This is a genomic window from Halalkalicoccus tibetensis, from assembly GCF_037996645.1.
GTDB classification, from domain to species: domain Archaea; phylum Halobacteriota; class Halobacteria; order Halobacteriales; family Halalkalicoccaceae; genus Halalkalicoccus; species Halalkalicoccus tibetensis.
In genome coordinates, this window is sequence record NZ_JBBMXV010000002.1 from 414,289 (window position 1) to 435,735 (window position 21,447).

At 65.9% G+C, this 21,447-nt stretch carries 19 protein-coding genes and 2 tRNA genes; 8 read left to right on the forward strand and 13 right to left on the reverse strand.

Annotated elements, in window-relative coordinates; translation table 11 throughout:
- Nucleotides 1–37: 37 nt before the first annotated feature.
- Nucleotides 38–649 (reverse strand): translation initiation factor IF-2 subunit beta, encoded by a 612-nt coding sequence (locus WOA58_RS07565; RefSeq protein WP_340603578.1) that lies wholly within the window; start codon nucleotides 647–649, stop codon nucleotides 38–40.
- A gap of 92 nt (nucleotides 650–741) precedes the next feature.
- Here WOA58_RS07565 and WOA58_RS07570 point away from each other — a divergent pair, with 92 nt between their 5' ends.
- Both WOA58_RS07570 and WOA58_RS07575 read left to right on the forward strand, forming a co-directional pair.
- The gene (locus WOA58_RS07570) at nucleotides 742–1,080 is read left to right on the forward strand and encodes a dihydroneopterin aldolase family protein (protein WP_340603579.1); all 339 of its coding nucleotides are present in this window, start codon (nucleotides 742–744) and stop codon (nucleotides 1,078–1,080) included.
- Between the two features lie 64 nt (nucleotides 1,081–1,144).
- On the forward strand, nucleotides 1,145–1,621 hold the full coding sequence (locus WOA58_RS07575) for a DUF5790 family protein (protein WP_340603580.1): 477 nt from the start codon (nucleotides 1,145–1,147) through the stop codon (nucleotides 1,619–1,621).
- Nucleotides 1,622–1,624: 3 nt separating this feature from the next.
- Here the strand turns inward: WOA58_RS07575 and WOA58_RS07580 are convergent, their stop codons facing one another.
- On the reverse strand, nucleotides 1,625–2,362 hold the full coding sequence (locus WOA58_RS07580; protein WP_340603581.1) for a creatininase family protein: 738 nt from the start codon (nucleotides 2,360–2,362) through the stop codon (nucleotides 1,625–1,627).
- Nucleotides 2,363–2,454: 92 nt separating this feature from the next.
- On the opposite strand from WOA58_RS07580, the gene WOA58_RS07585 reads away from it, so the two are divergent.
- The gene (locus tag WOA58_RS07585; protein ID WP_340603582.1) at nucleotides 2,455–2,835 is read left to right on the forward strand and encodes a DUF5789 family protein; all 381 of its coding nucleotides are present in this window, start codon (nucleotides 2,455–2,457) and stop codon (nucleotides 2,833–2,835) included.
- Nucleotides 2,836–2,937: 102 nt separating this feature from the next.
- Here WOA58_RS07585 and WOA58_RS07590 read toward each other — a convergent pair whose 3' ends face one another.
- On the reverse strand, nucleotides 2,938–4,854 hold the full coding sequence (locus WOA58_RS07590; RefSeq protein ID WP_340603583.1) for an ABC transporter ATP-binding protein: 1,917 nt from the start codon (nucleotides 4,852–4,854) through the stop codon (nucleotides 2,938–2,940).
- A 57-nt stretch (nucleotides 4,855–4,911) separates the two neighbouring features.
- On the reverse strand, nucleotides 4,912–5,391 hold the full coding sequence (locus WOA58_RS07595) for a DUF192 domain-containing protein (protein ID WP_340603584.1): 480 nt from the start codon (nucleotides 5,389–5,391) through the stop codon (nucleotides 4,912–4,914).
- Nucleotides 5,392–5,474: 83 nt separating this feature from the next.
- Here WOA58_RS07595 and WOA58_RS07600 point away from each other — a divergent pair.
- Both WOA58_RS07600 and WOA58_RS07605 read left to right on the forward strand, forming a co-directional pair.
- Nucleotides 5,475–5,548: transfer RNA gene (locus WOA58_RS07600), tRNA-Val, on the forward strand.
- A 283-nt stretch (nucleotides 5,549–5,831) separates the two neighbouring features.
- The gene (locus WOA58_RS07605) at nucleotides 5,832–6,227 is read left to right on the forward strand and encodes a hypothetical protein (RefSeq protein ID WP_340603585.1); all 396 of its coding nucleotides are present in this window, start codon (nucleotides 5,832–5,834) and stop codon (nucleotides 6,225–6,227) included.
- A gap of 1 nt (nucleotide 6,228) precedes the next feature.
- Here WOA58_RS07605 and WOA58_RS07610 read toward each other — a convergent pair whose 3' ends face one another.
- The 5 genes from WOA58_RS07610 to WOA58_RS07630 are packed head-to-tail and all read right to left on the reverse strand — an operon-like array spanning nucleotide 6,229 to nucleotide 12,871.
- Nucleotides 6,229–7,140, reverse strand: a complete 912-nt coding sequence (locus tag WOA58_RS07610) for a TIGR03571 family LLM class oxidoreductase (RefSeq protein WP_340603586.1) — start codon at nucleotides 7,138–7,140, stop codon at nucleotides 6,229–6,231.
- Between the two features lie 31 nt (nucleotides 7,141–7,171).
- Nucleotides 7,172–8,317, reverse strand: coding sequence for a DegT/DnrJ/EryC1/StrS family aminotransferase (locus WOA58_RS07615; protein WP_340603587.1), 1,146 nt, complete (start codon nucleotides 8,315–8,317; stop codon nucleotides 7,172–7,174).
- An 8-nt stretch (nucleotides 8,318–8,325) separates the two neighbouring features.
- Entirely contained in the window at nucleotides 8,326–9,336 is a 1,011-nt protein-coding gene (locus tag WOA58_RS07620; protein ID WP_340603588.1) for a lipid II:glycine glycyltransferase FemX, read from the reverse strand.
- Nucleotides 9,333–10,943, reverse strand: coding sequence for an alkaline phosphatase family protein (locus WOA58_RS07625; RefSeq protein WP_340603589.1), 1,611 nt, complete (start codon nucleotides 10,941–10,943; stop codon nucleotides 9,333–9,335). Before WOA58_RS07625 ends, WOA58_RS07620 begins: the two co-directional genes overlap by 4 nt.
- Complete coding sequence (locus tag WOA58_RS07630) at nucleotides 10,940–12,871, reverse strand: asparagine synthase-related protein (protein WP_340603590.1); 1,932 nt, start codon at nucleotides 12,869–12,871, stop codon at nucleotides 10,940–10,942. The genes WOA58_RS07625 and WOA58_RS07630 overlap by 4 nt, the downstream gene beginning before the upstream one ends.
- A 337-nt stretch (nucleotides 12,872–13,208) precedes the next feature.
- Here WOA58_RS07630 and WOA58_RS07635 point away from each other — a divergent pair.
- Nucleotides 13,209–13,282, forward strand: a tRNA-Phe gene (locus WOA58_RS07635).
- 623 nt (nucleotides 13,283–13,905) lie between these two features.
- Nucleotides 13,906–14,040 (forward strand): DUF7503 family protein, encoded by a 135-nt coding sequence (locus WOA58_RS07640; RefSeq protein WP_340603591.1) that lies wholly within the window; start codon nucleotides 13,906–13,908, stop codon nucleotides 14,038–14,040.
- Here WOA58_RS07640 and WOA58_RS07645 read toward each other — a convergent pair whose 3' ends face one another.
- Entirely contained in the window at nucleotides 14,041–16,155 is a 2,115-nt protein-coding gene (locus WOA58_RS07645) for a caspase family protein (RefSeq protein ID WP_340603592.1), read from the reverse strand.
- 158 nt (nucleotides 16,156–16,313) lie between these two features.
- Here WOA58_RS07645 and WOA58_RS07650 point away from each other — a divergent pair, with 158 nt between their 5' ends.
- Nucleotides 16,314–17,018 carry a DUF7504 family protein gene (locus WOA58_RS07650; RefSeq protein ID WP_340603593.1) on the forward strand — a complete coding sequence of 235 codons (705 nt, stop codon included), beginning with the start codon at nucleotides 16,314–16,316 and terminating at the stop codon, nucleotides 17,016–17,018.
- On the opposite strand, the gene WOA58_RS07655 is transcribed toward WOA58_RS07650, so the two are convergent.
- The 3 genes from WOA58_RS07655 to WOA58_RS07665 all read right to left on the reverse strand — a co-directional run bounded on the left by WOA58_RS07655 (nucleotide 17,015) and on the right by WOA58_RS07665 (nucleotide 21,415).
- Nucleotides 17,015–17,980, reverse strand: coding sequence for a hypothetical protein (locus WOA58_RS07655; RefSeq protein WP_340603594.1), 966 nt, complete (start codon nucleotides 17,978–17,980; stop codon nucleotides 17,015–17,017). The genes WOA58_RS07650 and WOA58_RS07655 overlap by 4 nt on opposite strands.
- The gene (gene artA, locus WOA58_RS07660) at nucleotides 17,977–18,870 is read right to left on the reverse strand and encodes an archaeosortase A (protein ID WP_340603595.1); all 894 of its coding nucleotides are present in this window, start codon (nucleotides 18,868–18,870) and stop codon (nucleotides 17,977–17,979) included. The genes WOA58_RS07655 and artA overlap by 4 nt, the downstream gene beginning before the upstream one ends.
- A 151-nt stretch (nucleotides 18,871–19,021) precedes the next feature.
- A complete protein-coding gene (locus WOA58_RS07665) occupies nucleotides 19,022–21,415 on the reverse strand; it encodes a carboxypeptidase-like regulatory domain-containing protein (protein ID WP_340603596.1) in 2,394 nt (797 codons plus the stop codon).
- Nucleotides 21,416–21,447 lie beyond the last annotated feature (32 nt).

Sequence of the window (21,447 nt, forward strand, 5' to 3'; positions counted from 1 at the left end):
CCGATTCGCCGGCCTCGTCGCGACGGGCTGGCGCGGGCTACTGGGAGATCCGCGAGAAGGCGAGGTTGCCGCTGATGTTCTCGATGTAGATCGTCACGACGTCGCCCTCGCTCGCGCCGGGGACGAAGATCGTGTACTCGCCGCGCTCGGCGACGCCGTCGCCCTTCCGGCCCGTGCCGGTGATCTTGACCTCATAGGTCTGACCCTCCTCGACTGCGTCCTGCTGTTGTGTCCCCGTGGACTGGGTGCGCTTCGTGACCGGGCGGAACGCCCCGCAGGCGTCACAGCGAAGCATCGGGGTGCGGTCCTCGCGCACGAGACGGGTGTCGGGCAGCCCACACTCCGAACAGCGGACGTACTCCTCGACGTAGCTCGAGACCGCGGCGTCGAGCTCCTCGCCACCGAAGTTGCCGTTGTATCGGCCCCGCCCGTCGTCGAACTTCCCGCTGGTGCCGAGTTCGCGCTGGATGAACCGGTGGAGGTGTTCGGCCTCGCGGTTGAGCTGGTCGGCGATCTCCCCGAGGTTCGTGAGTCGGGTGAACGCGCCGTCCTTCTGGGCCTGTGCGTCGGGGATCGAGAGGCGCTCGCTGCTGCCCTCGATGTCCGGGACCTCGTCCATCGCCCTGTCGAGGCTCGCGCTGTAGTCCATATCGGGAGAACGGACCGCTCCTGTATAGGGTCTTCGTGACACGCCGACGCAGACACCGAAAGGGCCTTTCGCCGACCGATCCACCTCCCCTCATGCCAACCGACAGCGAGGTCGCCTGTTTCGAGGCGGGCATCAAGTTCGGCACGCTCTATCACCAGTTCACGGGGACGCCGGTCGACCGCGAGAGCGCCCCCGGACTGGAGCGCGCCATCGAGGAGGCGATCGAGAACCAGCCCCACTGCGTCGAGGCGTCGGTGGCGATCCGCGAGGACAGGTTGCAGGAGGCGATCGACCCCACGATCGGCTACACCGAGCTTCAGGGCCCGCTGATGGACGTCGAGATCCGCGTCGACTACGAAGGCGTGACAGTACATACGGAGATGGAACTGGAGGACGGCTACCCGCGGATGCGGGTCGAAAGCGTCGAATGAGTCGGTTTCACTTTCACCTCGCGGTCGGGTCAGTATTAAACGGACGGGGGGCGAACCGTTCGTCATGAGCCAATCGACACTGGACGACGACGACCTGCTCGGCGAGGCCGCGAGCGAGATCCGCGAGGACGTCGAGGCGAACATGGACGCCGCCCGGAGCGAGCTCCCGGCGGCCGGGGATATCTGGGCGGTCGACGCCGAGAACACCCTCGGCGTGCTCAACTCGCTGAAGTCCTCGCTCGACGTCGGCGAGGCCGACGAGAACCTCCGGGACGCCCGCAAGTGGTTCATGGTCGGCGAGCGCGCCGACGCCTTCGAGGACCCCGAGGAGCTCGAGGAGGAGCTCGACGAGCTGGCGGCGCTGATCGAGACCGTCGAGACCGCCCAGGGCCAGGTCGGCGAGCTCGCGAGCACCGTCCCCGAGCTCCGCGGCGAGCTCGAGGACGCCGGCACCGGGGGGACTGAGGAGGAAAGCGACGACGAGGATGCGGACGAAACGGAGTCGTCGGAGGAGAGCGACGACGAAGAGACCGAGGAGTAACGCCTACCGCCGTTCGGGTGGCGCGAGGTCGCGACCCTCGATCGCCGAAAGCAGCTCGACGAGCGCCGCGCTCGCGAGGGCGAGCAGCTCCTCGCCGCGCTCTTTCGAACCCTCGCGTGGATCGCCGACGACGCCGTTCTCGGTGAACTCCGCCGAATCGACCGCGAGGTTCACCCGCGAGACCCACTCGCCCCAGCGCTCGGCGGCCTCCGTTGCGGCCTCCTCGATCCGGCCCTCACGGACGAGGTCGGGGGCGGCGTGGCGCAACAGCGCGGTCTCGAGGGGGCCGCCGTGGCCCATCTCCTCCCTGTGATCGCCGACCCCCTCGAACCAGGTGAACGGGACGGCGTAGGCCGCGTCCCGCCGGGAGATCGTCGCACAGACCTCGCCGAGGGCGGGCACGTTGCCGCCGTGTCCGTTGACGACGACGACGCGGTCCCAGCCGTGGTGGGCGAGGGCGGCGACCGTCTCGCGGACGTACGACCGGAAGGTGTCGGGGCTGACCCACAGCGTCCCCGGGAACTGGCGGTGTTCCTCGGCGACCCCCACGGGTATGGAGGGAGCGACGACCACCTCGCCGTCGTAGGCGTCGGTGGCGGCGTCGGCGACGGCCTCGGCGGTGGCGACATCGGTGCCGAGGGCGGCATGGGGGCCGTGCTGTTCGGTGCTGCCGACCGGGAGAAGGGCGAGGTCGGTGTCGAGGGCGCCCGCCTCGGTCCACGTGGAGTCGGGGAGGTGCATGCGGGCAGGTCGCGGAGCGGCGAGTTAGTTCCGGCGGTAGCGGGGCTTGCAGGAGGAACCGTTTTGTGTGCGGGCATCGACGTTCGAGTGCTATGAGCGACGACGATTCCACCACCATGGGCGAGGACGAGAGCAGGGAGCAGGGCGTCGAGTTCGGCGAGTTCGAGGAGACGATGGAGGAGGAGATCGACTACCCCATCGACAACGACGACCTCATCGAGCAGTACGGCGACGCCGAGTTCCAGCTCTCCGAGGAGACGACCACCCTCGAGGAGATCCTCGCGCCGCTACAGGACAACGACCAGACCTACCAGGACGCGGGCGACCTCGAGACGATGATCATGAACTTCGTCGGCGACGAGGCGATCGGCCGGAAGAACTACTCCGACCGCACGCCCCCCGCGGCGGGGGAAGACAGGCAGGAGGAGGGCGCCCCCGGTCAGGACGTCAACCCCGGCGACGAGTCGCTCTGAGGCGCTCGGCTCCGACCCGAACGAGACGGCAGGATCGCCCGATGCTGCGTATTTCTGCGGTCGCGGAGGGACATCGATCGCGCCGATCGAGGCGTCGTTGCGTCAATCGTTGCCCGCTTCCGTTCGGGCCTGACGTTTCGCCGCTCGCTCGATGAACTCCTCGGGAAGCTCGTCGATCTCCCCCGCCTGCACGCCCCAGAGGTGGGCGTAGAGCCCGCCGTTCTCGAGCAGCTCGTCGTGGCCGCCGTGTTCGACGATCCGGCCGTCCTCGAGAACAACGATCCGTTCGGCGTCCTTGATCGTCGAGAGCCGGTGGGCGATCGCGAACGTCGTCCGGTCCTCGGTGAGTTCGTCGAGGCTGCGCTGGATCAGCATCTCGGTCTCGGTGTCGACGTCGCTGGTCGCCTCGTCGAGGACGAGGATCTCGGGGTCCTTCAGCACTGCGCGGGCGATCGAGATCCGCTGGCGCTGGCCCCCCGAGAGCTTCACGCCCCGCTCGCCGACCATCGTATCGTAGCCCTCCGGCAGGTCCCGGATGAACTCGTGGGCCTCCGCGGCCTTCGCGGCCTCGACGATCTCCTCGTCGTCGGCGATGAAGGTGCCGTAGGCGATGTTCTCCCGTACGGTGCCGTAGAAGAGGAACGTGTCCTGGCCGACGTAGCCGATCGACTGACGCAGGCTCCGCAGCGACACGTCACGAACGTCCTGGCCGTCGATCCGGATCTCGCCCTCGTCGACGTCGTACATCCTGAGCAGGAGCTTCAGCACGGTGGACTTGCCCGCGCCGGTGGGCCCGACCAGCGCGGCCGTCTCGCCGGGTTCGACGGTGAAGCTGACCCCCTCGACGATCGGCTCCTCGTCGTAGCCGAAGGTGACGTCGTCGTACTCGACGCGACCGCCCTCGACCGCGAGGTCGGGCAGCTCGTCGTCGTCGGCGAGCGCGCCGTGTTCGTCCATCAGCCCGAAGACGCGGGCGCTCGAGGCCTCGGCGCGCTGGTACATGTTGATCACCTGCCCGAACTGGGCCATCGGCCAGGTGAGCTGCTGGCTGAGCTGGATGAAGACGACGAACGTCCCCAGCGTGAGCTCGCCGGTCAGCGGGCCCGGCGCGCCGGCGAACACCCAGTAGCCCCCGACGACGAACGTCAGCGCGAAGCCGAACCCGGAGATCGCCTGCAGCGACGGGAAGAACTTGATCCGCGTCCAGATGGCGTCCCAGTTGGCGTCGAAGTACTCCATCGAGGCGTCGTCGACGCGGTCGTCCTCGTAACGTTCGGTGTTGCTCGACTTGATCACCTGGATCCCCCCGAGGTTGTTCTCCAGGCGGGAGTTGAGCGCGCCGACGGTCGCGCGCATCGTCTTGTATTTCGGGCGGATGATCGAGATGAAGCCGTAGGTGAACAGCGCGATCAGCGGCACCGGAACGAGCGCCACGAGCGCAAGCTGCCAGTTGTAGGTGAACAGCACCAGCGAGACCCCGATCACCATCACGATCAGCCGCGAGGCGGAGTTCAGCCCGTCGTTGAGGAAGCGCTCGAGCTGGTTGACGTCGTTCGAGAGGATGCTCATGAGCTCGCCGGTCTGTTTGTCGGAGAAGAAGTCCATCCCCAGGCGCTGCATCTGGTTGTAGGCGTCGACCCGAACGTCGTGGGTGATGTTCTGGGAGGAGGCGTTCCAGCCCCAGTTCCGCAGCCAGTGAAAGACCGCGCCGAGCGCGAACGAGCCGGCGATGATCGCAACCGTCAGGGCGAACTGGCCCTCCTGGGTCGCCGGCAGCCACTCCGCCGGGACGGGTCCGAGGCCGAACGCCCGCGAGTCGGTGAAGATCGCGTCGATGGCGACCCCGAGCATGACCGGCGGTACCAGATCGAGCAGGCGGGCGAGGACGCTCGCGACGATCGCGACGGCGTACTCGAAGGCGTTCTCCGAGCCGTACCGGCGAAAGAGCCGCTGCATCGAGTCGTCGACCCGTTCTCGCTGCTCCTCGAACGGGTCGTCGTCACCCTCCTGAACAGCCATTACGCGAACGAGGCGACGCGCGGCAAAAAGGGTTGTTACGAACCGAAACCCGGCCGATCACCGGTACTCGATGCCGACCTGGTCGCCCTCCTCGATCCCGTGTTCGGCGGCGTAGCCGTAGTTCACCTCGAGGACCCATTTGGCCTCGCCGCGGTAGCTCGAATCGTCGTCCTCGACGGGCGCCTCGTGGATCGTCGTGATGGTCCCGTCCTCGCCGACGAAGATCATGTCGATCGGGAAGGCCATGTCGCGCATCACGAAGCTCTGGGTGTCCTCGCTCCCGAAGACGAACAGCATGCCCTCGTGTTCGCCGAGGGACTCGTGATCGGAGAGACCGGTGTAGCGCTCGGGCGGGGTGTCGGCGACCTCCGCCTCGACGGTCGCGAGCGTCTCGCCGCCCTCCTCGGAGATCGTCACCGTCGCGCGGTCCTCCGTGCCGGTGAGGTAGGCGAGCAGTCCGAGCTGGTAGGCGAAAGCGAGGACGACCGCGGCGATCAGGAGGGCGGCGACCAGCAGCGACAGCCGACGGGAGGCCATGTTCGAGGGTGGGCGCCATCGGGGTAAGGGCTTCCGGTCGAGAAAGAAACCGTTATTCGATCGGGACGAGTTCGTCCGGATACGGGTTCGTGGTCTAGTTGGTTATGACGCGGCCTTTACAAGGCCGAGATCGGTGGTTCGAATCCGCCCGAACCCATGGAGGCACGACGAGCATCCCGCGAGTCGCGCCGGAATTTCGTGAGGGCGATTCGGAGCAGGGAGCGGAACGAAGTGGAGCGACCGTGGTTCGAATCCGCCCGAACCCACTTTGCTGGCGCGAGCACTTCCGCGAGCGCCAGCGACGTGACGAGAGGGGGGTTCGGACCCAGAGGACGAGCAGAGCGAAGTCCTCGTGGTTCGAATCCGCCCGAACCCATGGAGACACGACGAGCAACCCGCGAGCCGCGGCATCTTTCTACGAGGAGGGCCTCTCCCCTCGCATGGAGGGGGCAGACGACGAGCTGACGGCCGAGGACAGGCGCTTTCTCTCGCTTGCGGTGCCGGCCTCGGCGTTCGTCGGCGGGCTCTGCTGTTTCACCCCGGTCGTGACCGTCCTACTGGGCCTGGGGAGCGTGAGCTACGCCGCCTCGCTCACCGACCTGCTCTACTACCAGTACGCCTGGGTATTCCGGCTGGCCGGGTTAACGTTCCTCCTCTGTGCACTGGGGGTCTATCTCTATCGAAGCGAGGGGATCTGTAGCCTCGACGAGGCGCGACGCAGCCGTCGGCGGGTCGTCAACCTGGTCGCGATCACGGTCGCGCTCTCCGGGCTGGCCTACGTCCTCTGGCTCTACGTGATCGTCGAGCTGCTCGGGCTCGCGCTCGGGATCTGGTGAGTCACACGTGCTCGATCACCTCGCTCGCGAAGCGCGCCAGCGCCGCCTCGCGGTCCTCGCCGCGCACGGAGACCAGGACGTGATCGACGCCCCACTCGCCGATCTCGCGGAAGTACTCGACGAACCAGTCGCTTCGCGCGCGAAAGCCCTGTTCGATGTGTTCGGGGTCGGTGTCGGCGAGCTCGACGCCCATCGACATCGCGAACGGTTTGCCGCCGCCCGCCTCCCGCCAGTCGTCGAGGTAGTCCTCGAGGGTGCGCCGCGGGAGGTGGTAGAACAGCCAGCCGTCGCCGTGCTCGCCGATCCACGGGAGCGACTGGCGGGCGTGGCCGGTCACCAGAAGCGGTAGGGTTTCGGTTGTGGGATCGGGCACGACGCCGACGCTCCCGTCGAGCCGGCCCCACCGTGAGTCGTGTTCGGGAAACTCCTCGCGCCAGACGGTCCTGAGCAGGTCGACGCTCTCGCGGAACAGTGCCCCGCGGTCGTCCTCGTCGACCCCGAACGCCGCGTACTCGGGCGGGCGGTCCCCGGAGGCGATCCCGAGCACGAGCCGCCCCTCCGAGAGTCGGTCGACCGAGGCGGCCGCCTTCGCGACGTGCAACGGGTGACGAAGCGGGAGGACGACGCTCGCGGTGCCGAGCGCGACCTCGTCGGTCCGGGCAGCGACCGCCGAGAGCCACGGCCAGACGTCGTAGTCCTGGCCCGTATCCCGGAAGTCGGGCCAGTCGGTCGGCACGTCGCGGGCCCAGAGCGCGTCGAACCCGACCGCTTCGGCGTGTTCGGCCATCTCAAGCTCCCGGTCGATCGGGGGGGTTCCCCGACCGCGTTCGGAGAGCGGGAAGCCGGTCCCGAAGGTCAGCGCGTCGCTGTCGAACAGCCTCCGATAGCCCGCGTTCGCGTGTCCGCCGGTCATGGTTCGATCGTTGGCGCCGAGCGACTTCGGTCTACGCCTCCTCCTCGAGCAACGGTCCCAGATCGCGGAGGTCCAATCCCTGATGGACCGGCAGTGTGTGGAGATGCGTCGAGAGGTGGTTCTCCGTGGCGAACTCGCCGTCATCCCTGATCTCGTAGGGAAGGGGAGGCCACGGCTTCGCCACCGACGACAGCGGTCCGAGGTCGTCGGGGTCGTCGACGATGACGGGGAAGTACTGCGGGCAGGTCCCCTCCGACAGCGAGTCGAAGACCGGCTCGACGCCGTTTAGGTCGCGTAGCTCGCGGTCCCAGACCCGATAGTTCGCCCGCCGGGCGGCGATCACGTCGAGCGGGTCGGTGCGCTCGATCACGTGCATCGAGAGGCGGGACATGGGGACCTTGGTCGACTCGTAGATCTCGTGGGGGTCCTCCTCGATGTCGCTCTTGTGGACGTGACCGTTGGTCCGGTAGGGCCGGTGGTCGTTCGCCCAACGGAGCATCGAGATCGCCTGTTCGAACCCCGGTCGCCCGCTCATCGACCGGCCGAACGCCCGCGCACAGTAGCGATAGTCGGCCCTCGTGTAGCTCTCTCGGACCTCGTTGCGCGACAGCGAGTCGGCCGGCAGCGCCTCGTTGCCGAGGAAGAGTGCCGCGCCGTTGGGGATCGGCAGTGTCTTCCGGAGGCTCGTGATCCCGATGTCGCCGAACGTCCCGAGCAGCCGGTCGTCGAGCGTGCTCAGCACGGAATGGGCGTTGTCGTCGATCGTATACGCGCCGTACTCCGAACACAGCTCCGTGATCGCGTCGATCGTCTCCCGCGCCTGGGGCTGGCCGAAGTAGTGGACGAACATGGCCGCGAGCGAGTCCGAATCGAGCCGAGCCTCGAGCGCGTCGAGGTCCGGCCGGAGCCCTCGATCACAGCCGTAGTAGCGCGGTTCGAGGCCGGCCTCGCGGAACGGCTCGATGATCCCGTAGGGGAGGTATGCCGGCAGGACGACGTTCGTCGCCTCGGGGCGCTCCTCGAGCAGGAGGTCGATCCCATCCCGCACCGCGACCTTCCCGTAGCCGTAAAAGGAGTGGCGCGCGCCGCCGTGCTCCGAGAGGTACTCGCGGACGCTGGCGCTTCTCACGCGGCCGAACACGGTGCGGGGGCTGAGTCGCGGGGTGGAGCGGGTCATTCGTGCTCTCAGAACGGCAACAGCGTCCTGGCGGTGTTGACCGCGTTGGCGCGCGGCGAGCGCTTGAGCGCGCCGTGGTAGGTCGCCAGGTCGGGCGCGAACTTCGATTTGTACCGGCAGATCCGGCGCTGGTTCGCGCCGACGAAGTCGTAGCGCTCGATCCCCCTCGACTTGGCGTCGGTCATGACGTGCCAGTCGAGCAGGTCGTTGACCGGGATCTCGGTGTCGCCCTTCGTCCCGCCCTGCCAGCGATACACCGTGTCCTTGTGCTCGATGGCGACGATCCCGCCGGCCATCTTGCCGTCCGAATTCCAGCAGGTGTAGGGCTTGACCTGGCCATCGGGGAACTTCGTATAGAGGCGAGTGATGTACTCGTCGTCGATGAAGTAGTCCACCTCCTGGTCCTCGTGGCGTTCGCGGACTCGGTCGATGATCTCCTTCGCCTCCGAGAGCCCGCCGACCTCGATCTCGAACTCGTCGTCGTCGGTGTTGCGGATGTTCGAGCGCGCGTCGCTCGAGAGCTCCATCATGAGGTCGTCCTCGCTGGGCGTGAGGTCAGTGATGTAGGTGTAGTACGGCTCGACCTCGTAGCCCTTCTCCTTGAACGGCCGGAGGTCCTGATACCGGTCGACCGTCCGGATATGGGTCAGGTCGGGATCGATGTTCTCCTCGATCCACTCGTGACAGGTGTAGGCAAAGCGGCGGTTTCGCCGCTCGAGCTTGCGCTGTTTGAGCTGGTGGGTGTCGAGCAGCGCCGCGCCCAGGTAGTAGACTTCGGTGTGGCTGGGCGGCGTGACCACCATCGTGAAAGGGCCCTTCTGCTGTTCGAACACCGGGAGAATCCCGACGGCCTGCTGGCCCTTGTAGGCGACCAGCGGGTGGAGGGTCGTGTCGGTGTGATCCGCCAGCAGCTCGATCCCCTCGCGTTGATGGAAGGGACCGGCGGCCTCCGATCTGTTCACGTAGCTGTCCCACTGTTCGAGTTCCTCGTCGTCTGCGCGTCGTACGGTGATACTCATTCGTTTCCTTCTAGATAGCCGAGCGCCGATAAGCGATCTTCGATCTCCTCGTCGTCGGTCTCCTGTGTACCCTCGTCGAGCCGGGGGTACTCATATTCTTCGGTTGCTTCAGTGGCGGAAAGAACGCTACCGTCCATCCGGTCGCTGCGCTCGATCCCGAGCAGCGAGCAGATCGTCGGTGCGACGTCGAACAGGTGGGCGCCCGTGAGATCGGCATCGGTGTCGACGCCCGCGCCGCTGATCGCGACCATCCCGTCGAGCTTGTGGTTGTACGGTTCGGTCGGCGGGCCGAAGACCTCGCCCTTGAAGTCCGCCGAGAGGAACTGCTCGAACTCGTTGGGGATCATCACGACGTCGACACCGCCGTCGGCGTAGGGGCCCCAGAAGTACTCCTCGCGGGGGGCGACCTCCTCAAACATCGCCTCGCCGTCGGGGGTCTCGACATCGGCGAGCACGTCGATGATCTCCTGTCGGACCGACTCGTACTCGCTTTCGGGGACGATCCCCTCGGGCTCGCGACCCTTGACGTTCATCCGGAGGCCGAGTTCGATCCGCGAGCGCATGTAGGCAGTCGACTCGGCGAAGTCGACCTGCTCGTTGCCCGCCCGTCGGGCGTCGGCGGGGACGAACCGTTTGACCATCCCCTCGAGGCCGACCGCCCGAAGCGCCTTGCCCGCGCGGGCGGGAGTGATCCCGACCTGGGCGGCGGCGCCGATCGCCCGGCCCGCCAGCCCCGGATCGGGCGCTTCGGCCTCGCTGCCCTCGCGCAGCTGGCTGTTGAGCATCGGGAGCCACGCGGGCATCCCCGAGCCGCCGGTGGTCGTCTCGACGTAGCCCGCCTCGTCGAGGAACTCGTTGACCCGGAGCTCGTACCTGTCGTAGGGGCCCATCCCGTGGTCGCTCGCGACGACCACGGTATCGGGGTCGCAGCTCTCGAGCAGGTCGCCGATCTCCTCGTCGACGGCGCGGTAGATCGCCTCGACGTAGTCCTCGCGGCCCGGATGCTCGTGGAAGACGCTGTCGGTCTGTTGGAACTCGATGAACCCGAACTCGGGATCGTGTTCCTCGGCGAGGTGGCGGAAGGCTGCCCCGCGCATACGTATCAGATCGACGTACTCGCCGGGCTGTTCCCGGTCTGGGTCGGGGTAGACCCGGTACTCGCCGATTGCCTCGCGGACCTCCTCGAGGGTGCCCTCGGGGTGACACGTCGGGTTCTCGGGGGCCGTGTATCCGGGGATCACCGCGCCGTCTATCTCCGGCGGCGGCGCCGTGACGGGGACGTTGACGACGACGCTGGTCATGTCGTGATACGAGAGCAGGTCCCACAGCGCCGCTTCGCGGACGTGGCTCGCGTTGACGACGTCCCAGTCGTAGCCGTCGTAGTCGAGGAAGCCGAAGACACCGTGTTTGCCGGGGTTCACGCCCGTATACATCGACGGCCACGCGCTCGCGGTCCAGGGCGGGATCTGGGACTCGAGGGGGCCGCTCGCACCCTCCTCGAGGATCGATTCGAGGTTCGGAAGCGCGCCCTTCTCGAGCATCGGTTCGAGGACCGAGTCACAGGCGGAGTCGATCCCGATCAGGAGGGTATCGAGGCTGTCGCTCACTGTGGGCCACCCTGGAGGATCGATCGGTAGTCGCCGGTCGGTTCGGGACGGTGGGCGCTCCGCGCGCCGGCTAGTTGTCGTGTTATGGGCATGGTAAGTACGGTGAGGAGCGTATAGAGCTCCACGACGTTGTTCCGGCCGTCGAGGTGGTCCTGGTAGCAGGCGCGCACGTCCTCGAAATCGAGGAACTCGAGGCCCTCGATGACGTCGGCGTTGGCCTCGACCGCCCGCCAGTAGAAGTCGTCCTGGCGGATCAGCTCCGCGTCGTTGACCCACGAGCCGTTGCTGAGATACGAACGCGGGGGGGTTTCCTGTGCGACGTGCTTTCGCCACAGCGCCTTCAGCTTCCGGCCCGTGAAGTCGATGGGAAACGAGTGATCGAGACCGAGCCCCGCGTCGGCGTGGGGGATCGACGCGAGCTTCGGGTCGAGGCGTTTGACCGCCTCGTTGATGACGTTTCGCCGGAGACGATACCGGATCGGCATCCGCAGCGAGAGGTCGACCATCCGGTTGTCGAGAAACGGCGTCCGGTAGGGAAGCATCTCGCGGAGGCTGTTGCGGAAGATGACGTCGTCGTCGTTGGTCAGCGGGAAGTAACCGCTGCAGTAGACGAGGTCCTGGATCGAGTCGTAGCGCACGCCGTGGTGGATGATCCCGCCGTCCTCGCGGTAGATGTTCTCCTCGAGCGTCGAACGGAGGTCGTTGGGGAACGGGAGGTTGTCGTCGCTCGGGGCGATCTCGACGAGCCAGTCGATGAACTCCGGGACCGTTTCGATCTTCGTCTCGATCGGGATCGAGAGGTTGCCGACCTGGCCGAGGTCGTAGCTGGGCGAGGGGATCACGTGGCCCTTGAACAGCGTGTCGGCGTACATCCCCGAGAGCAGCACGTTGACGCGGCTCGTGATCTCCTCCTCGAAGCCGGTCGCGTAGCCCTGGGTGAACCAGCCGTTGAAGTTCGAGAAGGGCTGGTTGCGGACGAGCGCCTCCTTCTGGTAGTCGTGGTTGCGCCGCAGGAAGACGAACTCGCTGTCCGACTCGAGGGCGACACGTTCGGCGGTGCGCGCCTCCCGACTCATCCAGCCCGCCATGTGGAAGGCGGTCGTTCCGGGTCCGAGGGCGGCGAGGTTCAGCCGCGAGTCGCTTCCGCCCGAGAGCAACACGCCGTACTCGAGGTCGTCGCGGCGCCATTCCTCGAAGAGCTCGGTGAACCGGTCTGTGAACTCGCCGACGAACTCCTCGAAGGGGGCCTCCTGGGGTCGATATTGGGGGCGCCAGTACTGCTCGACGTCGATCGAACCGTCGTCGATGTCGATCGTGGTGATCGAGGCGGGCTGGAGCTCCTCGATCCCGACCAGGGGGGTCTTGACCCCGAAGGGACGCCGATAGACGAGATACTCGTGGAGGTAGCCCAGGTCGAACTCGGTCTCGACGGCGGGGTGGCGCGCGACCGCGTCGATCTCGGTCGCGAACACGATCCCCTCGTCGGGCGTCGCGTAGTAGATCGGGACGGACCCGAGCCGGTCGGTGAACACCGAGAGCTCGCGGGCGTCGCGGTCGTGGATGATCCCGACGCAGTTACCGTTGAGACCGTGGACGAACTCGCGGCCGTGGTCGGCGTACAGCTGCGAGCAGAACTCGACGCTGTCCTGACCCGTCGGAAGCGGGACGTGGCCGGTCGTTCCGCCGAGCGGGGTGTCGTCGAAGCCGTAGACCTCGCCGAGCACCCAGACGTCGACGCCGTCCTCGGCTTCGATCGGTTGCTCGCCGGACAGCAGGGGATGGGTATTGAGCTGCAGCGACACGTCCGCGCCCGCTTGCTCCGACAGGACGCCGTTCTCGGACGGCTTCGTCCCGTTCGTCGGTAGCTCGTGGCCGACGGCTCCGCGCAACCCGACCATCCGCTCAGCCACCTCCTGCTGACCGACCATGTTCCCCACTGCACGCGCGAGGGGATTCAATGCTGCGGTCCGATTCGGAAACCGATCCCAGTTCGGCGGGGCGAGGGCGATTCAGCATACCTACCTCACCGCTTCCTAGGGTGTTTATTATAGAGTGTGTAACCCATTCAACAATTACCAGCGACGGAGCGCGCTGGTCCGACCGGTCCACCGACTGATCGATCGGAGCCGGACTTCCGGCGGTCGATAACCGAACGCTAAGCCGACGTTGAGCGGGATAAGGGAAGCAATAACACAGGCGGGCGCCGCGATAGCGACCGGTGCCTTTCGAAATCCTTTTTGCGGCGGTCGTCCTCGCTTCGGACGCGCCGCCTTAGCTCAGACTGGGAGAGCACTCGACTGAAGATCGAGCTGTCCCCGGTTCAAATCCGGGAGGCGGCATCCGGTTTTACGGGATCTCGTTCGAAGAGTTGTCGAATTCGACTGAGGATCGAGCTGTCCTCGTTCCAGCGAGCGGAGCGAGCGGGAAGTCGAAAGACGAGCGCAGCGAAGTCTTTCGGAAGTTCAAATCCGGGAGGCGGCATCCGGTTTTACGGGATCTCGTTCGGAGAGTTGTCGAACTCGGCAGAGGATCGAGTAGCAGCCGTCTCTCGCCACGGATCCGTAGCCGAAGGAGGACGATCCGAACGGATCCCGGACCTGATCGTACGGGGCGTGGCGAGCGCGTTCGACTCCGGCTCCGACTCGGACCCAGCAGGAAGCTCCGTTTCGATCATCCTCATACGCGATACGCCAACCGGCTTCGGCGAGAAGCCGGTGCGTAGCCATGCGCGAACGATCTTCGTCCCCGACGAAACGTCAACGAGACGTGTCAATACAATCGGCGCGCATTTCATCCAATATACCGAACATACTACAGAGGAAGTCGGCCCCGTCCCTCGGTTTCCTATTATCTAAACTCGTTAACATTTTTATTGTCTATTTGACGTTAGTTAAATGACTATATTTAGTGTCTCCAATATTCGAATAAATTCATATTGGATGCGGTGTATGGGTATGTTGTGATGTCCAACGAAAGCATCAAAACGTACCTGGCGAACCACCCACGAATGACCGGCGTCCTGTTCACCGCCCTGCTGCTGCTGACGCAGGCGGGGAACGCGGCAGCAAGTCACGCTGTTACTACAGCAGGACCCTGATTAGAAATACGCGCTGAGGTCGACTTCGCCACTCCAAACGAGCTTGTCCTTGACTCGAATGGGAGCACCCGTAGTCTGTTGTAAGAACTCTTCCAATTCCTTGAGAGACATCTCGAACTCATGTATTGTGCCCGAGTTGAGATGGTGAACAACACCCTCGCCAATACATGGCCGGATTAGGCTACCTATTCCCTCCAAGGAAGTTGTATATGCAGTCATGTCCAAGCAAAAGGCGTTGTCCGTTTTTCGGACATCGAACAGAAGTGGGGTTCCTCCATCTACTTGCGTCACCGACATCCCGCCGTCACCGACCACGATGTACTGCTCGCCGATGACGTTCTCGCCCTTCGCGACCTCGAGTGCGGCCCGCAGCGGGAAGCCGTTGTTCAGCAGCCTCGCGAGCGTCGAGCCGATCTCGACCGCGCCGGCGTTGACCACGTCGGCGAGGGTGACGATCCCGCCGATCGCGCCGCCGTCGATCAGCGCCATCCCCTGATCGTAGGACCGACAGCCGTTGAGCAGGAAGGCGTCGACGCCGATCGAATCGAGCTCCCGCGCGTCGAGGCGACCGTCGGCACACTCGAAGCCGTCGGGCTCGATGTGGCCGATGTAGTGCAGGAAATCGACATCCGTTTCGAGGACCGCCCGCAGCTCCTCGCGGGTGAGGTCGTGGTGTGGCGTCACCTCGAAGGGGAGTTCCTCGCGCGAGCCGTAGACGTCGTCGACGAGGTCGCGCTCCTCGATCATCTCCGGATCGTTGCAGACGACGGTGATCGAGACGTCGCCGCTCGACCCCTCGCGCGCGAGGCGGTTGTGATACGCCTGCGGGGTCGCCTTGCTCGCACCCATCGGCGTCTCGCTGCCGACCCAGGACTGCTCGAGCGAGTCGGTCGTCGTCGGTTCGACGTACGACCCCGTCGGCGTGGCCGTCGCGGTCGCCGCCTCACGGGTCCCGTCGCCGGGGCCTCTGAGGAACCCCTCGACCGCCGTGGTCTCGACCCCCGTCGAGGAGACGAAGCCGCTGTCGGGGGTGTGGATCACCGCCAGGTCGTCGACCAGGAACGGCAGCATCTCGATGCTCGAGGGGCTCGTCGAGACGTGGGAGGTGAGCTTCCACTCGGGAACGTGCGGTTCGACGTCCGAGTACGGAACGGAGAGATACGCCTCGAGTCGGTCGGCGGGCGAGCGGTCGTAGAGTGCGGCGAAGTCCAGGTCGACGTGCTCCTCGATCGCGCGGCGCTCGTGGAGGTCGATGGGATAGAGCCCCTCGGTGCGGGTGACACAGTCGAGGAAGAACGTCTGCTTCAGCACCCGCTCGACCTCGCGCTCGAAGGCGTCGCCGGAGCCGAGCGGGTGCGAGAAGCCCGACTCCGTATGGATCCACGCGTCGTCGCCGGGTTCGACCCCCGCGCCCAGATAGTACGCGAGGGGGGCGACCACGTACGCGTGGCCGAGCGTCGGCGGGACCTCGATCGAGATCCCCGTCTCGGGCGCCGAGAGGCCCTCGGGGATCGAGAGCTCCGAGCCGCGTTCGAGGGTCGGCGGGTGACCCCGGAGCGTGGGGTAGGAGCGCTCGGGACTCGTCGTCTTCAGCGCCGAGCCGAACGCGGAGATCGCGGCCATCACGTCCTCCGGGTCGTCGGTCGTCGTGATCGTCGCCGCGGGCCGGTCGTGTTTCGATCGCGCGCCGATCGCGACCCGGGCCGGCTCCGGGAGCGCGATCGTCATCCGGGAGGCGTCGGCCTCGATCTCGAAGGGGCCGTCGATCCGGACGTAGAGCTTCATCGGCGCGCACAGCTCGAGGCTGTACGAACCGTCCGAAAACGATTCCTCGGCGAACTGGCCGACCTCCGCGAGCATCCGGCCGTCGTCGTCGCGGACGTAGACCGCGATCACCGACGGGAGCGAGATCGTGCCGGTCTCGACGGCGATCGCCTCGTCGACCGGGAACCGGAACGACGACGCTCGCGCGGGCGATGACGCGGTCGCAGCCATCAGCGATAACGAGTACCGCCGGCGCTCGACGGTGTCGACGACGTCCAGCGTTCCGCCGCCGCGTTCGAACCGGATCGCTGCCGAATCGGCCGACTGCCCGCGTGGAGCCGATGGAATCATGGCGTCACGGTAAGACATCACCGATATCGGACAAAAGTCTATCGCCCGAATCGCCCGGTCGGCGGGCCGACGGCCGATCGGGGTCCGTCTCGATTATCAGCAATGAAAACGATTGGGGCAACGTTTATATTTTGAAGCCTTGAGACTACAAGGAGAGAATGCGACGCGAGCAAGGGTCCGACGGGCCGGCATACGAGGAGACGACGGCGCTCGTACAGGAGCTCGACGCGCTCAAGGGGCGCGGTTCGAACCTCCTCGTGGTCGGGTCGCGGATGCCGGCCGCTCACGAAGCCGCCTGCCGACAGTTCCTGGGCGAGGCAGCCATGGAAGCGCGCCGGCAGTTGTTCGTCCTCGCCGATCCCTGTACCCCCGCCACCGAGCGGATCTCGGGCGGGGAGCCGGGCCGATCGGCGGTCATCCGACACGATGCGGCGAGCCGGAGCGCCGCGGCCATGTCCGGGGACGCGGCCGTACCGAACGACACGGCGGTACCGGAACGTCGCATCGAGGGCGACCTCGGCGCGCTCGGGCTGGCCGTCTCGGAGGCGATCGCCGAGTTCGAGGTCACGAGCGGGGGGCTCAGTCCGGCCGAGCTCCGGCTCTGTTTCGACTCGCTCACGCCGCTGATCTCGGAGCACGACTCCGAGACCGCATTCCGGTTCCTTCACCTGTTGACCCGCCGCGTGCGTACCGTCGACGGCATGGCACACTACCACCTCACGGCCGAGCGGTCGAACCGGACTGTCGCGCTGCTCGAGCCGCTGTTCGACGCGGTCATCGAGCTCTGTCTGCGCGACGACGAGCTCTATCAGCGCTGGTATCTCCGGGACAGCGGCCTCACCACGGGCTGGCTGCAGCTCTAAACCCCCCAGCCGATCTCGTCGGCCCGGTGTCGTCGATCGTACGCACAGAGCATCTCGCCGGCGATCGACCGCACCCACAGGTCGTCGGCCAGCGTCGAGTCCGTGTAGTCGACGAACGTCACGGGGACCGCGAGGGACGGGCCGTCGCGGACGACGCTCGCGAGCCCGTTGTAGACGTGTTTGTGGCGCCGGTCGCGCACCCAGAACGCCGCCAGTGGCGGGTCCTGCTCGGTCGCCGGAACCGAGTGGAGCGCCTCGATCGCCCGGACGGTCATCTCGCCACAGAACAGGCCGGTCCGTTCCTCCTCGATGAGCGTCTCGAAGTCGGTCGGTCCCTCGAAGGGCGCGCGCAGGTCGACCGCCCCGCGAAGGACGTTGTCCTGAACCGAGCCGCCGACGTAGCGCGGGACGTCGTAGTAGCCGTGCTCGCGGAAGCCACGTTTGAGCCCTGAGAGGAGGCCGACGCTATCGGCAGGCGGGACGCCGGCGAACCGATTCACTACGGACGGTTCGACCGGATCGGAAACGCCTCCCCGAAGCGCCTCGGTCGCGAGCGCCCGCGGAGTCGTTCCGTCGAGGCGTTCGAGGAACCCCTCGAGCGTGTGGAACTCGTACGTGGACTCGTCCTCGAGCCCCCGGAGGTCCTCGAACAGGGCACGGTCCTCGCCGTCCCCGGGCGCGTCGGACGCCCCATTCTCGAAGGAATACGCCCGGGAGTCGGTCCCGCGATCGACCCGTAGCGTTCCGCCGTCGATCCCGTAGGTCGCGTCGGCGGTCACGACCTCGCCGGCGAGCGAGCGACGCTCGGAGAGCAGCGGCCCGAGCTCCTGCTCGCGGAGGTTCGTCCCGCCGCCGACGACGCCGTAGCCGAGTGCGACGTTGTCGACGGTCTTACCGGCGGCGAGCGCGAGCACACCGGCGCCGCCGGTCCTGAGCAGCCCGCGTCGGGTGAGTCGGGTCACGCCCCCTTCCGGCCGAGGTCGTACTCCTCGCCGGTGACGAGGTACGCGAGGTCCTCGACGATCACGTAGAGCTCGGGCAGCAGCTTCACGACGAGCCAGGCGATCGCGAGCAGCGCGAACACCGCGAGCCCCTGCGAGAGGACCCGGTCGGCGACGAAAAAGGAGACCCGGATCGGGTCCTCGAGCCCGAACAGCCACATCACGGGCCCGACGAGCGCCTCGCGGGCGAACAGCTGGTGGCCCGTCGAGTACGCGATGAAGACGTTGCGCGCGATGTTGAGCACCCAGATGGTCGAGAGGGCGACCGCGAGCGCGGCGAGCCGGCGTTCGAGGGGGGCGCGCACCGCCGCGATCAGCCCGCCGAAGATCGCCATGCTGCCGATGCCGGTGCAGGCGAAGACGATCCGCGTCGAGTACTGCTGGCCCGAGGCGAGGGTAAAGGCGAACGTGTTCTGCAGCCCGGCCTCGTCGGTCTCGAAGGCGGGCGTCGAGCCGAGTAGCTGGAGGCCGGCGTGGGTCTGGGCCGCGACGACCTCGATCAGCGCGTCGTGGAAGGCGGGGATCGCGCCGAAGGGGAGGTAGATCAAGCCCATGACGCCCACCGCCCGCGAGAGGACGAGCAGGGAGTCCCGCCCCCGGAGAAGGCGGTAGGCGACATAAAGGCAGGCGGGAACGGCGACGGCCGCCAGGATCGACTGGACGACGCTTCGGTGATCGAACGCGAAGAAGGGGACCATCAGCAGCCAGAACAGCGCGAACAGCGCCCACGCGGCGGTCGTGACCGCCCGCGCGGTCCCCCGGTCGCGCCAGTCGGCCGCGATCCCCAGGACGAAGAGCCCGACCACCACCCAGCCGAGTGGGTCGGTCACCGGCGTCAGGTCGGGGAGCATGGCTCTAGAGCGGGCCCCATTCCTAATAGATGTGTCGAGTTGGCGTATGGAAATAGACCGACGCCGTCGCTGTGTGAGTGGCGTCGAAAGAAAGGCGGTTGGAGTGCGTCAGCGGGAACCGGACGCGTGTCCGGGTGGTTCGTGGGCGGTTCTATGCGCGGTTCCGGAGCGCGATGCCGGCGGCGGCCAGCAGCGCGATCAGGGCGACGGCGATCCCGAAGCCGGGCTGCTCCTCGTCTTCAGGGTCGTCATCGTCGTCGGTGTCGGCGGCGTCGTCGTCGGTCGCGTCATCGTCGTCGGCGTCCGTGGCGTCGTCGTCATCGACACCGGTGTCGTCGTCCTCGTCGTCGACGCCGTCGTCGGCGTCGTCAGCGGGGTCGTTGATCTCACCGGCATCCTCCTCACCGAGAGTCAGCGAACCCGTGTCCGAGGACTCGTCGTCAACGGTGACAGTGCCCGATGCGCTCTCACCGTCGTGGGTGGCGCTCACGTCGTACTCGCCGTGCTGGAGTTCGAACGTGGCCTCACCGTTGGAGTCGGTGGTCTCGGTCTGTCCGTCGATCTCGACATCGGCGTCCTCGACAGGCTCGCCGTCAGCGTCCGTCACGGTGACCGTCACCGGGTGGGGGTCCTGGTCGTGGTCGTCAGCGGACTCGACGAGGACTGCTTCAGCGGTGGCGTCCACATCATCACCAGCACCGTTACGGTCGGTCATGGTGATGGTGAAGTCCTGACCTTCCTCGTGCCCGCTGAGGTCGAAGTCAGCGTCGATGACGCCATCCTCGTCAACCTCTCCGGTCTGGGTCAGGTGGAAGGGGTCGTCACCGGTTGCGCGCAGGTTGACCTGCACGTCCGTACCAGCCGCAGCGGTGGACTCACCAGTGACGTTGGCCTCTTCACTGTTCTCTACCTGCACGCGGTCTTCATCGTCAAGGTCGCCGGTGACCTCGAGGTCGCGGTCGATGACGGAGAAGCTCGTTTCGAGCTCTTCATCGTCAGCACCGTTTTCAGCGTAGTATTCGACGTACTCCTCGTCAACGCTGAAGGTCACGTCGTATTCCGCACCGGCTTCAAGCCCTTCTGCTTCCGTGTCGATCACGAAGAAGAGCTGGTCGTTCTCGCTGTCAACGATAACGTTGAAGTTATCGACATTGTCAGGCGAGTCGTATCGGTCCGGGTTGGACTGCTCGATCTCGAGATCGAGGGAGTCACCCAGATCGTTCTCTGCAAGGCCATCAAGGTATCCGAAGACACCGTTGACGCCAGTGCCAACAACGAAGTAGTCGTCCTCGGCAACCTCGTCACCCGCAGTGGAGATCTCGTTGAGATCATCAACATCGTCGTCAAGGTCCTCAAGCGAGCCAGCGGGTGCGATAGCGGAGTCAATGTCGCCGATCGATCGCTCCTCTAGGAAGAGCGTCGCGACATCGACTTCATCAAAGCCGCTCAGGTCGAGTCGGTCGTCCTCATCAGTCGCAGGATCTGAACTCGTTACGTTGTCAACTGCAGTGTCGTCGCCAACGTAGAGCTGCATGTCAAGGGCACTGGGGAGGAGTCGGTACTCCGACACAGTTTCACCATCGTCATCGGTCGTGAAGTCACGCTCGTCGAGGACATTGACAGTACCGTCCTCAGACGAGAAGGCATCGTTCTCCACTCCAGGCTCATCCTGGCCCGCTTCGAAGGTGTTGAACTCGACCGTCACTTCGTCCTCACCATCGTCGGCGGTGACGAGAACGTCAGCCCAGTAGCCACCGTCCTCGTCTTCGAGGCTCACGACAGCACTGTCCTGATCGCCCTCCATCTCGACGGTGAACTCAGCTATGTCACCGGCGGTCTGGGAGTAAGTGGAGGAGTCGAACTGCGCGCCGTCCTCGACTGCTTCAGTGACCTCGATCGAGAGGTCCTCCTCAACGGTCGTGTCAGCGACAGTCACGGTGAAGTTGTACTCACCGGTGTCGACGTCACTGAAGTCAGCGCCAACGTTATCGCCAGGCGAAACCTCAGTGATCGTAATCACGTCGTCGTCGGTGTTGTATTCATCACCGAAGACGTCCTGAAGGTCGTCACCGTCGAGTTCGTCCGAGCTGACTTCGAGAGTCACGTCGTCGGAGCGGTCGCTCTCGTAGTTCAGCGAGGTGCTGGTCTGAGCGACGGTCTCAGAGTCGAACTCGATGTCCGCTGTGTGCTCGTTCACCCAGAACGGACCGTAGGTCCCTTCATCATCCACGATGACGTGTGGACCCGTTTCGAGTTCGTCGACATCTAACGTGTGATCATTCTGTGCACGGAGGTAGTGGACAACGTCACCAGTCTCACTCGTACCTTCGTGAACCTCTACTGTACTGCCAACGAGATCCGTGATCTCGATTTCCTGACCCTGATAGAGATCCATGTCGTCGAGCTCTTCTTTCACGGGCTCGTGCTCGTCCGCAGCCGCCGCACCCGCAAACGCTGCGGACATGGCGAACACGGAGAGGACCATCAGAGCAGAGAGGAACAGCGCCTGCCCCTTCTCGCGTTTCGTGTGTGTTTGTGTACTCATGTTTCGTTTTGATCGGTCGACATCGGTTTCTC

Bases quoted from the DNA above. Each gene is read 5' to 3' on its own strand.
- WOA58_RS07650 (WP_340603593.1), top strand. From the start codon at position 16,314: ATGCGACGCGAGCAAGGGTCCGACGGGCCGGCATACGAGGAGACGACG.
- WOA58_RS07630 (WP_340603590.1), bottom strand. From the start codon at position 12,871: ATGGTCGGTCAGCAGGAGGTGGCTGAGCGGATGGTCGGGTTGCGCGGA.
- WOA58_RS07590 (WP_340603583.1), bottom strand. From the start codon at position 4,854: ATGGCTGTTCAGGAGGGTGACGACGACCCGTTCGAGGAGCAGCGAGAA.
- WOA58_RS07605 (WP_340603585.1), top strand. From the start codon at position 5,832: ATGGAGGGGGCAGACGACGAGCTGACGGCCGAGGACAGGCGCTTTCTC.
- WOA58_RS07620 (WP_340603588.1), bottom strand. From the start codon at position 9,336: ATGAGTATCACCGTACGACGCGCAGACGACGAGGAACTCGAACAGTGG.
- WOA58_RS07640 (WP_340603591.1), top strand. From the start codon at position 13,906: ATGTCCAACGAAAGCATCAAAACGTACCTGGCGAACCACCCACGAATG.
- WOA58_RS07595 (WP_340603584.1), bottom strand. From the start codon at position 5,391: ATGGCCTCCCGTCGGCTGTCGCTGCTGGTCGCCGCCCTCCTGATCGCC.
- WOA58_RS07580 (WP_340603581.1), bottom strand. From the start codon at position 2,362: ATGCACCTCCCCGACTCCACGTGGACCGAGGCGGGCGCCCTCGACACC.
- WOA58_RS07570 (WP_340603579.1), top strand. From the start codon at position 742: ATGCCAACCGACAGCGAGGTCGCCTGTTTCGAGGCGGGCATCAAGTTC.
- WOA58_RS07575 (WP_340603580.1), top strand. From the start codon at position 1,145: ATGAGCCAATCGACACTGGACGACGACGACCTGCTCGGCGAGGCCGCG.
- WOA58_RS07645 (WP_340603592.1), bottom strand. From the start codon at position 16,155: ATGATTCCATCGGCTCCACGCGGGCAGTCGGCCGATTCGGCAGCGATC.
- WOA58_RS07610 (WP_340603586.1), bottom strand. From the start codon at position 7,140: ATGACCGGCGGACACGCGAACGCGGGCTATCGGAGGCTGTTCGACAGC.
- WOA58_RS07585 (WP_340603582.1), top strand. From the start codon at position 2,455: ATGAGCGACGACGATTCCACCACCATGGGCGAGGACGAGAGCAGGGAG.
- WOA58_RS07665 (WP_340603596.1), bottom strand. From the start codon at position 21,415: ATGAGTACACAAACACACACGAAACGCGAGAAGGGGCAGGCGCTGTTC.
- WOA58_RS07615 (WP_340603587.1), bottom strand. From the start codon at position 8,317: ATGACCCGCTCCACCCCGCGACTCAGCCCCCGCACCGTGTTCGGCCGC.
- artA (WP_340603595.1), bottom strand. From the start codon at position 18,870: ATGCTCCCCGACCTGACGCCGGTGACCGACCCACTCGGCTGGGTGGTG.
- WOA58_RS07565 (WP_340603578.1), bottom strand. From the start codon at position 649: ATGGACTACAGCGCGAGCCTCGACAGGGCGATGGACGAGGTCCCGGAC.